13 protein-coding genes are annotated in these 12,322 nt (G+C 72.3%); all 13 read right to left on the reverse strand.

What is annotated here, in order from left to right:
• Positions 1-156: 156 nt before the first annotated feature.
• The 13 genes from ABZZ79_RS34730 to ABZZ79_RS34790 all read right to left on the reverse strand — a co-directional run bounded on the left by ABZZ79_RS34730 (position 157) and on the right by ABZZ79_RS34790 (position 12,314).
• Entirely contained in the window at positions 157-696 is a 540-nt protein-coding gene (locus ABZZ79_RS34730; protein WP_356695758.1) for a hydrogenase maturation protease, read from the reverse strand.
• Positions 693-2,111 carry a hypothetical protein gene (locus ABZZ79_RS34735; protein WP_356695760.1) on the reverse strand — a complete coding sequence of 473 codons (1,419 nt, stop codon included), beginning with the start codon at positions 2,109-2,111 and terminating at the stop codon, positions 693-695. The genes ABZZ79_RS34730 and ABZZ79_RS34735 overlap by 4 nt, the downstream gene beginning before the upstream one ends.
• Complete coding sequence (locus ABZZ79_RS34740) at positions 2,108-2,800, reverse strand: DUF6084 family protein (protein WP_356695762.1); 693 nt, start codon at positions 2,798-2,800, stop codon at positions 2,108-2,110. Before ABZZ79_RS34740 ends, ABZZ79_RS34735 begins: the two co-directional genes overlap by 4 nt.
• Positions 2,797-3,426 (reverse strand): DUF5947 family protein, encoded by a 630-nt coding sequence (locus tag ABZZ79_RS34745; RefSeq protein ID WP_356695764.1) that lies wholly within the window; start codon positions 3,424-3,426, stop codon positions 2,797-2,799. Before ABZZ79_RS34745 ends, ABZZ79_RS34740 begins: the two co-directional genes overlap by 4 nt.
• A complete protein-coding gene (locus ABZZ79_RS34750) occupies positions 3,423-3,971 on the reverse strand; it encodes a hypothetical protein (RefSeq protein ID WP_356695766.1) in 549 nt (182 codons plus the stop codon). Before ABZZ79_RS34750 ends, ABZZ79_RS34745 begins: the two co-directional genes overlap by 4 nt.
• The gene (locus tag ABZZ79_RS34755) at positions 3,968-5,749 is read right to left on the reverse strand and encodes a nickel-dependent hydrogenase large subunit (protein WP_356695768.1); all 1,782 of its coding nucleotides are present in this window, start codon (positions 5,747-5,749) and stop codon (positions 3,968-3,970) included. The genes ABZZ79_RS34750 and ABZZ79_RS34755 overlap by 4 nt, the downstream gene beginning before the upstream one ends.
• 113 nt (positions 5,750-5,862) lie before the next feature.
• Entirely contained in the window at positions 5,863-6,951 is a 1,089-nt protein-coding gene (locus tag ABZZ79_RS34760) for a hydrogenase expression protein HypE (protein WP_356695770.1), read from the reverse strand.
• Between the two features lie 64 nt (positions 6,952-7,015).
• Positions 7,016-8,797 carry a hydrogenase maturation protein gene (locus ABZZ79_RS34765; protein WP_356695772.1) on the reverse strand — a complete coding sequence of 594 codons (1,782 nt, stop codon included), beginning with the start codon at positions 8,795-8,797 and terminating at the stop codon, positions 7,016-7,018.
• A gap of 131 nt (positions 8,798-8,928) precedes the next feature.
• On the reverse strand, positions 8,929-9,177 hold the full coding sequence (locus ABZZ79_RS34770) for a hypothetical protein (protein WP_356695774.1): 249 nt from the start codon (positions 9,175-9,177) through the stop codon (positions 8,929-8,931).
• Positions 9,164-9,409 (reverse strand): DUF6400 family protein, encoded by a 246-nt coding sequence (locus ABZZ79_RS34775; protein ID WP_356695776.1) that lies wholly within the window; start codon positions 9,407-9,409, stop codon positions 9,164-9,166. Before ABZZ79_RS34775 ends, ABZZ79_RS34770 begins: the two co-directional genes overlap by 14 nt.
• 93 nt (positions 9,410-9,502) lie before the next feature.
• Positions 9,503-10,099, reverse strand: a complete 597-nt coding sequence (locus ABZZ79_RS34780) for a TetR/AcrR family transcriptional regulator (RefSeq protein ID WP_356695778.1) — start codon at positions 10,097-10,099, stop codon at positions 9,503-9,505.
• 85 nt (positions 10,100-10,184) lie between these two features.
• Entirely contained in the window at positions 10,185-10,883 is a 699-nt protein-coding gene (locus tag ABZZ79_RS34785) for an NAD(P)-binding domain-containing protein (RefSeq protein WP_356695780.1), read from the reverse strand.
• Positions 10,884-12,089: 1,206 nt separating this feature from the next.
• Entirely contained in the window at positions 12,090-12,314 is a 225-nt protein-coding gene (locus ABZZ79_RS34790; RefSeq protein ID WP_356695782.1) for a hypothetical protein, read from the reverse strand.
• Positions 12,315-12,322 lie beyond the last annotated feature (8 nt).

Here is a 12,322-nt window from a genome sequence, read left to right on the forward strand (position 1 = left end):
CGGGGCGGACGGTCACCCGTGCCGGACGGCGTGCCGGGGCGGTGTGTCACATGCGCTGGATGCGGAAATAGCGGCGGACGTCGGGAAGCACCTGCGAGACGACCGCGGCGACGGCGGCCAGGGCGGCACCGGCGGCACCGGCGGCGATGATCTTCTTCATGCCTTGTCTCCTCCTGTGGAAGTGTCGGCGGCGGGGATGCGCGCCAGGTCGGGGGCGTTGTCCCGGAGCAGTTCCTCGACGAGCCGGACGGCCTCGGGGACGGCGTCGGACACCGGTCGGCTGAGGCCGATGCCCTCGTCGACCGAGGCGGGTTCGCATCCGACGATCAGTACGCGTCGCGGCCGCTGTCCGCCGGTGCCGGCGCAGAGCGTGTCCAGCAGCGCCAGTACGGCGTCGGGGGTCATGCGGTGGCCGTCGATCGCGGGGGTGGTTCCGGCGCCGCCCGGACCGTCGTACTCGATGACGTACAGGGTGCCGGGGGTCCCGCCGCGCTCCGTGGCGTCGAGCAGGACGAGGATGTCGTAGCCGTCCAGCAGTTGGTAGGCGAGGTGCACACCGCGTACGCCGACGTCCACGACCTCGGCGTGGTCCGGCAGGTCGCGGGCGGCGAGGAGACGGGCGGTCTCCACTCCGAAGGCGTCGTCGCCGAGGAAGATGTTGCCGATGCCGGCGACGAGCGTTCTGGCACGGCTCATGCGTCGCCCTCCAGCGGTACGAGTTCGTCGGGCTGGAAGTACAGGTAGCGGCCCTGCTCCCGGCGGATGTCGACGCCGGGGTCGCCGTCGACCGTGACCGCGAGGTGCACCGCGCCGTCGACGTCGTGCAGCACCGCCTCCACGGTGGCGGCGCGGCCCTGGAGAAACAGGTCCTGGGCGTCCGTGTGCCGCAGTCCCGGCCGCAGTTCGACGCGGCTGCCCGCTCCGAGGGTCCGGCCGCCGACGACGACCCGGTCGTGCGCCGGGTCGAACCCGGCGTCGCTCGCCGGGTCCCACCAGGGGGTGTCGGGGCGCTGCACGCCGTTCTCGTCGGGGAACCCGCCGTCGGCCTCACCGGTGATCTCCCGCAGACCGCGCACCGCGCCGTGCAGGCGTTCCAGCACCTCCGCGGGCATCGAGTCCGCGAGGTCGATGACCGCGGCCGCGCGGGCGTCGGTGCCGCGGGCCTCGCGTTTCTCCTCGTCGGTGAGGGCGGCCGTGCGCAGCGCGAGGATCTCGTCGATCTCGGTGGCGTCGTAGAGGGCGCCGGGGCTCTCGGGGGCGATGGCGGGGTGGTCCTCCAGGATGATCGGCGAGGAGAGTACGAGGTCACCGCGTCCGGGCTCGCCGGCGAGGACCGGCCAGGTGTGCAGGTTGCGGCAGGCGGCGACCGCGCCCTTGGCCCACTCGGGCGGGTCGGTCATCGACAGGAACGAACCGGCGCTGAGGGCCATGAGGAGGTGGGTGGCGACCAGGCAGTGCGGCAGGGCTGCCTCCCGGCCGTCGCCCCGCTCCCCGCTCGGGGTCCAGTCGCTGGTGTTCTCGACGACCGCGGTCAGCCGCGATGTGCGGTAGGGGCCGTCGAGTTCGCGGGCGGACAGGGTGACCCTGCCGCTGGTCCGCTCGCACTGGCGCAGCAGTCGTCCGACGGTGCGTCCGGCGGCGTCCAGGACCGGTTCGGTGTCCTCCCGCGCGGGGAGCGTGAACGGGCGGGTGACACCGTCGCCGAGCAGTTCGGCCACGGGCACGACGAGCTCGACGCGCTCCTCGGTGCCCTCGTCCCAGGGCATCAGCACCCGGTCGTCCAGGTGGAGTTCGGGAACGGTGTCGAAACCGCCGTCCGGGCGCGCCTGTTGCACCGTGCGCCGGCGGGCGCGCAGGAAACGGACCTCGACCGAGAGGATCGCGCCCTGCTTCGGTTCCATCAGGCATTCGGTGTGCTGGAAGTCGTGTTCGTCGTGCTCGGCGCCCCAGGCGGGCGGCACGAGCACGCCGAACTGCCAGCGCAGCCGGTTCTTCGCGGCCGAGGCGCGGTAGGGGTAGAGGACATAGCCCTCGAAGAGGACGGCGTCGGCGACCTGCCGGGCGAGGGCGAGGCGCTCCTCGGTCTCGGGCGCGAAGGCGGTCGCGGTCACGGGTGGGTCCTTCCGGTGGTGCCGGTGAGGGCGCGCAGCGGGTCGTTCGCGGGCACGTCCGTGGCGGCGCCGCCGTCGAGCAGCGCCCGGAGGGTGGCCTCCCAGGAGGGCAGGGCGTGCCGGGAGCGGTAGGCGAGGAGGGCGTCCATGGTGTCGCGTGGAAGCCGGATCCAGCCGCAGCCGGGGAAGTGCTGCTCGACCATCTCCCGCCAGGTGGCGACGGGCATCCGGCAGGTGGCCTCGCGGTCCCAGGGGACGGGTTCCACCTGGAAGCCGCCGGATCCGGTGAACGCCGTACCGGAGAACAGCATCAGCAGCGGGACCTCACCGTCGGTGAGGGCGTCCAGGTAGCGGGTCGCGGCGATGTCCAGGTCGTAGGTGCAGGGGACGACGAGGTCGGTCTCGGTCTCGCCCGTGAACGCGGAGACCATCAGCGGGACTTGCGCGAACTGCACCGGATGGAGGGTGCTGCCCCAGCGGGAGCGTTCGCCGAAGAGGTCGGTGAGCCCGTCGGCCTCGGCGGCCGCGTAGCCGCGGCGGGCGGGTTCGATGCGCAGCTGGCAGCGCAGCGCCAGGGCGTGCACGGGGGTGTCGCCGGAGGCGGTGACGCGCAGCCGGAAGACGAGGGTGGGTCCGGCCGCGTACTGGTCGGCGCGGACGCCGGTGCAGGCGAAGGAGAACTCGGTCATGGCCGCTCCGTCTCCTTCAGGGGCCGTGCCCGGCGCCGGACGTCCGCGAAGCAGGCGTCGAGTGCGGCCCGCGCCTCGGCGCCGCCGTCGAAGCCCTGCCACAACAGGCGCATCCGGCCGACGAGTTCGTAGCAGACGTCGATCGGGACGAGGTGGCACTCGCAGCTGTCGCCGGTGCGGCGCAGCAGGAGTGCCTCCACGTCGGGTTCGAGGAGCTCGGCGAGCCGGGTGCCGCCGAGGACCTCGTCGAAGGCGGCGGCTTCGAGTTCGCTCTCGGTGGCGCCCGCGGGGCTCGGATAGAGCGCGACGAGCCGGTCGAGCGCGGCGTTGCGGAAGAAGAAGGCCACGCCGACCGGGATCTGCAACGTCTCCCAGGCCCGGGGGTCGAGCCGGTGGCCGGGGTCGGTGAGGTAGCGGGTCGGGACCGCGCGGAAGCGGCCCGCGGCGGAGCCCGGCTGTTCCATGAGCACCGCGCAGGCGGCGCAGGCGCAGACGAGGGCGCGCTGTTCGGTGTCGACCAGGTGGCGGTGGTCCTCGGGCACCTCGGTCGCGCACAGTTCACAGACCTCGGGGCGCGGGGGGCGTTCGCCGAGGAATCTGCGCAGGCCGGCGGCGGGCGCGGTCATCGGGCCCCCGTCGGTGCCGCGCCGATCTGCAGGAACGTGGGCCCGGCGGGCGCGGTCTCGATGTCGACGGCCCCGACCTCCGGGGCGAAGCAGGCGAGAGCGGCCTCGACCGCCTCCCGGGCCCCGTCCGCCCCGGATCCGCAGCCGCAGCCGCCGCTCGCGGCAGCCGCCCGCAGCCTCAACAGGCCGGTGTCCTGGTCGAATCCCAGGACCTCCAGGTCCTGGCCCGGCACGCTGTCGAGGGCGCGGCGGATGCGGGTGTCGCGGTCCTCGGGGTGCAGATCGTGCAGGACGAGCAGGCTCGCGACGAGTTCGTCGCCGAGGAGCCGTGCCGCCGGTTCGCCGGGGGCGGTGAGGGTCGCGGACAGCAGCTGGAGGATGCGGGCGAGTCCGGAGCCGTAGAAGTCCATGAGGGACCGGACGAGTTCCTCGGCCGCGGTGGCGGTGGCCAGGTCGCCGCCGGCGGCCAGCCGGTCGAGGATCTCCTCGACCCGGCGGCCGGTCTCCTGCGCGGTCATGGCCCGGGGTGTCGTCGGCGCGCTCATCCGCCCAGTCCGCTCAGGCCGGTGGGCACGTGCAGGGTCTTCACGGTCTTGCCGCCGCCGACGTACATGTGGACGCCGCAGGGCAGACAGGGGTCGAAGCTGCGGACGGTGCGCATGATGTCGATGCCCTTGAAGTTCTCCGGGGAGTTCTCCTCGAAGATCGGGGTGTTCTGCACGGCGTCCTCGTAGGGGCCCGGGGTGCCGTAGGAGTCGCGGACGCTGGCGTTCCACGGGGTGGGCGGGTACGGGTGGTAGTTGGCGATCTTGCCGTCGCGGATCACCATGTGGTGGGAGAGGACACCACGCACGGCCTCGGTGAAGCCGCAGCCGATGCTCTCGTCGGGGACCTCGAACTTCTCCCAGGTCTGGGTGCGTCCGGCGCGGACCTCCTCAAGTCCCTTCTCCGCGCAGTGCAGGGCGACGGCGGCGGAGTACGCCTGGAAGTAGGTGCGCGCGCGGTTGCGTTCCAGCGCGTTGCTCCACTGCGGGATCTTCCACTCGAAGGTGGTCTCCGGCTTGGTCATCGTGCGCGGCAAGTTGATGACCACGCTGTGGCCGGTGGCCTTGACGTAGCCGATGTCGACGAGCCCGGACAGGGCGGTGGACCACAGGCGGGCGATGGGGCCGCCGCCGGTGTCCAGGGCGAGGTGCTCCTTGCCGTCGAACCAGCGCGGGGACATCACCCAGCTGTACTTGTCGTCGAAGTTCCGCTTCTGCGGGGCGGGGATGGTGTGCTGGTTCCACGGGTGGCGCGGGTCGACGGGGTTGCCGAGCGGGTCGTGGGTGACGAACTGCTCCTGGCCCTCCCAGTCCTCGTAGTAGGAGCTGCCCAGCAGGATGCGGATGCCGAGGTTGATCTGCGTGAGGTCGTTGGTGACGAGCTTGCCGTCCACGATGATGCCCGGGGTGACGAACATGCGCCGCCCCCAGTCCGTCATGTTGGCGTAGGTGAAGTCGCAGTACTCGGGGTCGTTGAGGGCGCCCCAGCAGCCGAGCAGGACGCGGCGGCGGCCGACCTCCTCGTAGCCGGGCAGGGCCTCGTAGAAGAAGTCGAACAGGTCGTCGTGCAGGGGCACGACCCGCTTCATGAACTCCACGTAGCGCATCAGGCGGCTCATGTAGTCCGTGAACAGCTGCACGGAGGCGACCGTGCCGACGCCGCCCGGGTAGAGCGTGGAGGGGTGCACATGGCGCCCCTCCATCAGGCAGAACATCTCCCGTGTGTAGCGGCTGACTTGGAGGGCCTCGCGGTAGAACTCGCCCTCCAGCGGGTTCAGCGAGCGCATGATGTCGGCGATCGTGCGGTAGCCGTGCTCGGCGGCGTGCGGGGCCTCGGTGCGCTCGGCGAGTTCGAGGACGCCGGGGTTGGTCTCCTTGACCATCTTCTCGCAGTAGTCGACCCCGACCAGGTTCTCCTGGAAGATGTTGTGGTCGAACATGTACTCCGCGGACTCGCCGAGGTTGAGGATCCACTCACCGAGGTGCGGGGGCTTCACGCCGTACGCCATGTTCTGCGCGTACACCGAGCACGTGGCGTGGTTGTCGCCGCAGATGCCGCAGATGCGGCTGGTGATGAAGTGTGCGTCGCGAGGGTCCTTGCCGCGCATGAAGACGCTGTAGCCGCGGAAGACCGACGAGGTGCTGTAGCACTCGGCGACCCTCTTCTGCTTGAAGTCGATCTTCGTGTGGATGCCCAGGCTGCCGACGATCCGGGTGATCGGATCCCAGGACATCTCCACCAGACCTGTGCCGTCTCCGGCCGCCTTCGTCCTTGCCATGGTCGTTGCCGTGCCCTTCGTTGCGCGGGAGGTTCGGGTGTGGGGGTGCACGAAGCAGAAGCGGGTCACTCCTGGTCAGCTGTGCGGGTCACGCGTGATCAGCTGGGGGGATGTCACCAGGGCGGCCGGTAGCCGGTGGTGATCCGCTCTCCGGTGTGGCGCCACTTGGGCTCCTTGTCCACCGTCCGGGCCGTGATGGTCCGCAGTCTGCGGACCACGGAGCCGTAGATGGAGCTGCCGGTGCTGGACAGCCTGGCGCCGGGGGGTTCGTCCATGAACGGCATGAACTTGTCGGGGAAGCCGGGCATCGTGCAGGCGATGCAGATGCCGCCTACGTTCGGGCAGCCGCCGATGCCGTTCATCCAGCCGCGCTTGGGGACGTTGCACTTCACCACCGGGCCCCAACAGCCGATCTTCACCAGGCACTTCGGGGAGTCGTAGGTCTCCGCGAACTGGCCCTGCTCGTAGTAGCCGGCCCGGTCGCAGCCCTCGTGCACGGTGGCACCGAACAGCCAGGCCGGGCGCAGCTTGTCGTCCAGCGGGATCATCGGGGCGGCGCCGGTCGCCTGGTAGAGCAGATAGGTGAGGGTCTCGGCGAAGTTGTCGGGCTGGATCGGGCAGCCGGGCACACAGACGATCGGGATGCCGGCCTTGGACTTCCAGTCCCAGCCGAGATAGTCGGGCACACCCATCGCGCCGGTCGGGTTGCCGGCCATCGCGTGGATGCCGCCGTACGTGGCGCAGGTGCCGATGGCGACCACGGCCAGGGCCTTCGGGGCGAGCCGGTCGATCCACTCGCTGGTGGTGATGGGCTGGCCGGTCTCGGGGTTGTCGCCGAAGCCGCACCAGTAGCCCTCGGGCTTGATCGCCTCGTTGGGGACGGACCCCTCGACGACCAGGACGAACGGGTCGATCTCGCCCCGCTCGCCCTTGAAGAACCACTCGATGAACGTGTCCGCGCCGCCGACCGGACCGCACTCGAAGTCGATGAGCGGCCAGTGCACCTGGATCTTCGGCAGGCCTGGCAGCACGCCGAGGACGATCTCCTCGATGCTCGGCTGCATGGCCGCGGTCAGCGCGACCGAGTCGCCGTCGCAGCTCAGGCCCGCGTTGATCCAGAGGATGTGGATGGTGGGCGTCTCGTCGGCGGGCGCGCCGGTGGTGTCCGTTGCGGATGCCGTGTCCTGCGTCGCCTCAGTCATGGGACCGCCTCCTGGGGAGGTATGGGATGAAGGCCTGCATTTCGGGCCGTCGTTTCTCTTCGTATCAGCCGTTCGGCCGCTCTGAGACATCGACGAGGGCCGTTCCGGTGACATGGGTCACAGAGGGGATGGAGTCGTTCGGCGCAACCGGAGGGCCGGTGAGGTGCTCGGGGGTGCCCCGTGGCCGCTCCTTGCGGACGAACGCCCGGCGCAGCGCGTGGTACGGGGCGCCGGGGTCCTCGAAGGTGCGGCGCATCCGGTCCAGCTCCCGCTCACGGAAGGCTGCCAGCGGGGCCACGGCCTCCTGCCGGTCGAGTTCCGCCTTCTTCGCGAGGACCCGGGGCGCCGTGGCCGGGTGGGACGCGAGCCGAGCCGCGAGGGCGCCGACCTCCCGCGCGAAGTCGGCGGGCCCGCAGTCGAGCACCCGGTCCGCGAGACCGAGGTTCAGGGCGCCGGCCGAGCTCACGGGCAGCGCCTCCCGCATCAGCCGTTCGGCCTCGGCGGCACCGGCCCTGCGGGGCAGGGTGTACGTCCAGTACTCGGAGCCGTACAGCCCCATCAGGCGGTAGTGGGGGTTCAGTACGGCCCCGGAGCGGCACCACACCTCGTCCGCCGCCAGGGCGAGCATCACCCCGCCCGCCGCCGCGTTGCCCCCGACGGCGGCGACCACCAGCCGGTCCGTCGTGGTCAGGACCGCCTCGACGAGGTCGTCGATGGCGTTGATGTTCGCCCATGACTCGGCGGCGGGGTCGGCGGCGGCCTCGATGACGTTGAGGTGGATGCCGTTGGAGAAGAAGTCCCGCTCGCCGCCCAGCACCAGCACGGAGGTGGGTCGGGCGCACGCCGCGCGGTAGGCGTCCAGGAGCCGCCGGCACTGTCCGGTGCTCATGGCCCCGCCCGGGAAGGAGAACGACAGGAAGCCCGCGTCGCCCTCCTCCCGGTAACGGATGTCCGTCCAGGTGCCGTCGCGTCCGTCGGGCAGCGCGGGCGGGGTGAGCTCGGGCAGGGCCGGCAGCCGGTCGCCGAGGGCCCGCGCGGCGGGGAGCTTGAAGGTGGGCGGCTGTCCGGGCAGGCGTCGCGGGCGCAGTTCGGGGATCCACACGGCACCGTCGGTGGTGGCGCGGCAGATCGCCCCCGTCCGGGTGGCCAGCAGTTCGCCCGGCCGGCCGCGCAGCGCGCTCTCGGCGTGACCGCCGTGCAGGTACCACTCCCCGCCCAGCAGTTCGTCCAGCACACCGGGCTGCGACTCGGCCGCCCGCAGCTTGCGGACGACGGTCTCGGTGGAGTCCGCGTCCCAGTGGATCCGCCGGACGCTCTGGTCGAGATACGGCCTGACCCGCGGGGCGGCCCCGGCCAGGCCCTCCTCGTCCTGCCGGAGCGGGACGTGGGTGCCGCTCGCGAAGCGCTCCACGGCGAGCAGGACGGCGGTGAGCGCCGCGTCGGCGACCTCACCCCGGTACAGATCGCTCTTGGCCACGGGCGGGACCGGGTACAGCACCGAGGCCCACACGTCCCCCGCGTCCATCTCCGCGTCGGCCTGCAGGACCGTCACGCCCCACCGGGTTACGCCCTCGTGGATCGCCCAGTCCAGGGAGGACGGGCCCCGGTCACCCACCGGCCCCGGATGGACGACCAGGCAGGTGTACGCCGACCACACCTCCTCGGGGATCACCGTCTTCAGCATCGGCGCGACGACGATCTCCGGATCGTGCCGCCGCACGGCCTGCGGCAGTGAGCTGTCCGGGAGGGCGAGTTCGACGGCGACCTTGTGGCCGCGGTCGCGCAGTTCGGCGTGGACTCGCTGGGTGAGGCTGTTGAACGCGCTGGCCACGAGCAGGATGCGCACGGCTGCCTCCGGGCTGGTGGACGGCGGCCGGGCTTTGACCGCCGACCGCGATCCTGGGGCAGGACGGCCCTTCGTGCGCGGAGCCGGACGGCAGGGTCATCCGAAAGCGGGGCCCGATCCGCCGACCGGCCTCACGGGGTGCCGGTGATGCGCTTCCACAGGGAGCGAGTGGCGCCGAAACCCGTCTCGTGCGTCCAGACATGGGCGCACCCGCTGCACTGGAGGTGCAGCAGACTGCCCGTGTTGGAGAGCAGATAGCGCCAGTGCCGCGAGCAACTGCGCTGCTGCGCGCAGTCTCCGCAGCCCTGGTGGTCGTCGCAGTTCGGGCAGGCGACCCAGGCGCGGCGGCCGATGTCCGCCTGCGGGTCAAGGGGCAGCATGGCCGCCCCCTCGGGGTGGCAGCACACCGGCCTCGACGAGTTCGTCGTACACACGCTGCTGGTCCGCGTCGAGGCCGGAGTACAGCAGGTCGTACGCCTCTTCCTCACCGCGCAGCGCGGCGCCCGGGTCCCAGTCGGGACCGAGGGCGTCCAGGACGTGTGCGCGCCGGAGCATTTCGTGGGCCGTGAGGTCTACGGCGAACTCGACGGCAGCGGGGTCATGGGAGGACATGCGGTCGAACGTAGGTAGCCCTTTCCGTCCTGGGCAAGAGCGGGTGGGAGAAGTCACAGTGGGCCGGGGGGCCGCCGGGGGGCGTCGCGGACGTCAGGGGCCGGGTGGGCGCAGGCCGGACAGGACCAGGTCGACGGCCTGTCCGGCCCATCCGTGGTGGCCGCCGCGGCCGCCCAGGTAGTCGGCGTAGAACGGGCCGAGCAGGGCGGAGACGGCCGCCTCCGGGTCGGCGTCCTCGCGGATCTCGCCACGCTCCCGGGCCCCTTCGAGGATCTCCCGCAGAAGGGCCCGGCGGGGCAGGACCGTGCGTTCGCGCAGCAGGGCGAGCAGGTCGGGGGTGTGGGCCTCCTCGGCCAGGCAGGTGCCGATCAGGGCCATGCCGCGCACCCTGCGGATCGTCTCGGCGAAGTCCTCCAGGACGGCCACCAGGTCCGTGCGCGTGTCGCCGCTCGCGGGCGGGGCGTGCACCATGCGCATGGCTTCCAGGGCCGCGGTGACCAGGTCCGCCTTGGTCTTCCAGCGCAGATGGATGGTCGACTTGCTGACCTGCGCGGCCGCGGCCACCTGGCTCAGGCTCATCCGGGTGTACCCGTGGGAGGCCAGGAGTTCGAGCGCGGCCTGCAGGATCGCCGCGTCCTTCTCGGCGGAACGGGGCCGTCCCGCGCTCCTGACGGTGTTTGTCTCGCGCATCGTCGCAGGATAGAGGGTTACCGCACCGAGCGGTTCGGTACGGGTTCGGCGCCATGGCCGGCCGCACCGCCCGCGCGGTGCTCGGTCAGGCGTCGGTCCGGGCGCCCTGGATGTGGAAGTTGAACTCGGCGTGGCCGAACGCTCCGTACAGGCGCAGCCAGACGGGCAGCAGCATCTCGGCGCCGCGCGCGGTGCTGATGTCGCCGAGGTCGATCACGCTCGCCTCGGGCCAGCCGAACTCGGCGAGCAGTTCGGTGACGTGCTTCTTGGCGCCGGCGTTGTCGCCGGAGACGAAGACGTTGTGCGGTCCGGCCACGCGGGACGGCTCCACCATGATCGCGGCGTTCATGGTGTTGAGCGTCTTGACGACCTTCGCCCCGGGGAAGGCGCGCTGGATCTGCTCGCCGAGGCTGTCGGTGTTCACCGGGTTCAGCGACGGCGGCATGCCCTGGGAGAAGTCCAGCGGATTGGCGACGTCCAGCAGGACCTTCCCCGCCAGGTTGTCGCCGCCCGCGGCTTCGAGGGCCTGGAGCGAGGCGGTGCCGGAGGTGGTGTTCAGCACCGCCTCACCGAAAGCGGCCGCCTCCGCGAAGTCCAGCAGCCGCACCCGGTCGTGCTCGGCCAGCCACTGGGCGAAGGGCGGGTTTCCGAAGGTGTCGGGGTCGGTCCGGGCGAGGGTGGCCTCGGCGTCCCGGGTCCCGACGACCACCTCGTGCCCCAGAGAGTCGAGCTTGGCGGCGAGGGTCCGGCCGACGCTTCCGGTGCCGAGTACTGCGTAACGCATGGGAGTCCCTTTCGGAGAGTGGGGCGCCTGGCTCGGTCCTGGGCGTGGCGCCTTCACTTCGATAAAACTAAACCGAGCGGTTCGGTATTTCAAGAAGATCGCGCGAGTCGTGGGGCGGGGCGTGGCGTGGCGTGGTGGCCGGTGGGTGGCGCCGGTGGGGTTCGTCGCTCTGGCCGCCCGCGCCCGGACGGGGGCGCCGCGCTGGCCGCCCGCCCCCGGACGGAGGGCGTCGCGGCCGGGCAGGCGTGGACGCGGGTCACCGCGGCTCGTCGGCCGCGGCCCGAGATGCCCTCGGGCGGGGCGGCCGCCGCGGCCGACGAGCCTGGACGCCGGTCACCGCCGCTCGTCAGCCGCGCACCGACGGGGGCGTGCCGAGACCCGCCCGTGCCGTCGGAAGGCCACGACGCCACCCGCCCACGGACGATTCCGCAACGGCCGAACGAGCCTGGACACACGCCCCTCACCGCCACTCGCCAGCCACAGACCGCCCACGCCACCAGGCAAAGGGGCACGGCGGCCGGACGAGCCTGGACACACGCCCCTCACCGCCACTCGCCAGCCACAGACCGCCCACGCCACCAGGCGAAAGGGCACGGCGGCCGGACGAGCCTGCACGCCGGTCACCGCCGCTCGTCGCCCGCACGCCGACGGTTGCGCGCCGTGGCCCACGCCCGTGCTGGCAGAAGGGCACGACGCCGCCCGCCCACCGTCGAACGGTTCCGGCACGGCCGGACGAACACCTGCCTGCCACCGCCAATCGTCAGCCGCACACCGACCGTGGCGCGCCACGGTCCGCCCCTGGCGCAGGGAGGGCACGACGCCGCCCGCTGACCGTCGGACGATTCCGGCACGGCCGGGGGCGAGCCTGGACCCGCGCCTGTCACCGCTGGTAGTCAGCCACAGGCCACCAGCCACACCGCCAGACGCGGGGCGCCGCAGCCGAGGAGCCTCGACGCCGGTCACCGCCGCTCGTCAGCCGCGCACCGACGGGGGCGCGCCGAGACCCGCCCGTGCCGCAGGGAGGGCCACGACGCTGCCCCCCACCCTCGGACGATTTCGACACGGCCCGGACGAGCCTGGACCCGCGCCTGTCACCGCCGCTCGCCAGCCGCAGGCCACCCACGTGCCAGCCGCAGGCCGCTCACGTCGCCGGACGGGGGCGTCGCGGCCGGGCGAGTGTGAACGCGCACCCCTCGTCGTCGGGTGTCAGCCGTGGGTCGACGTGCCGTCGGACGACATCCGTTCCAGCCGGGAACGGCCCTCCGTGACCTGGGCCAGAGCCTCGCGCAGACGGCCAAGCTCGGACTCGCGCTGGGCGCGCTCGGCCGCGCTGTCCGCCGCGGCACGGCTGATCAGCTGCTCCTCCTCGTCGATCAGCGCGCTCACCGAGGCCAGCACCACGGCCCGGACGTCGTCGAACGCGGAGTGCACCTGGTCGG

It is taken from the genome of Streptomyces sp. NPDC006458 (assembly GCF_040612135.1).
Taxonomy (GTDB): domain Bacteria; phylum Actinomycetota; class Actinomycetes; order Streptomycetales; family Streptomycetaceae; genus Streptomyces.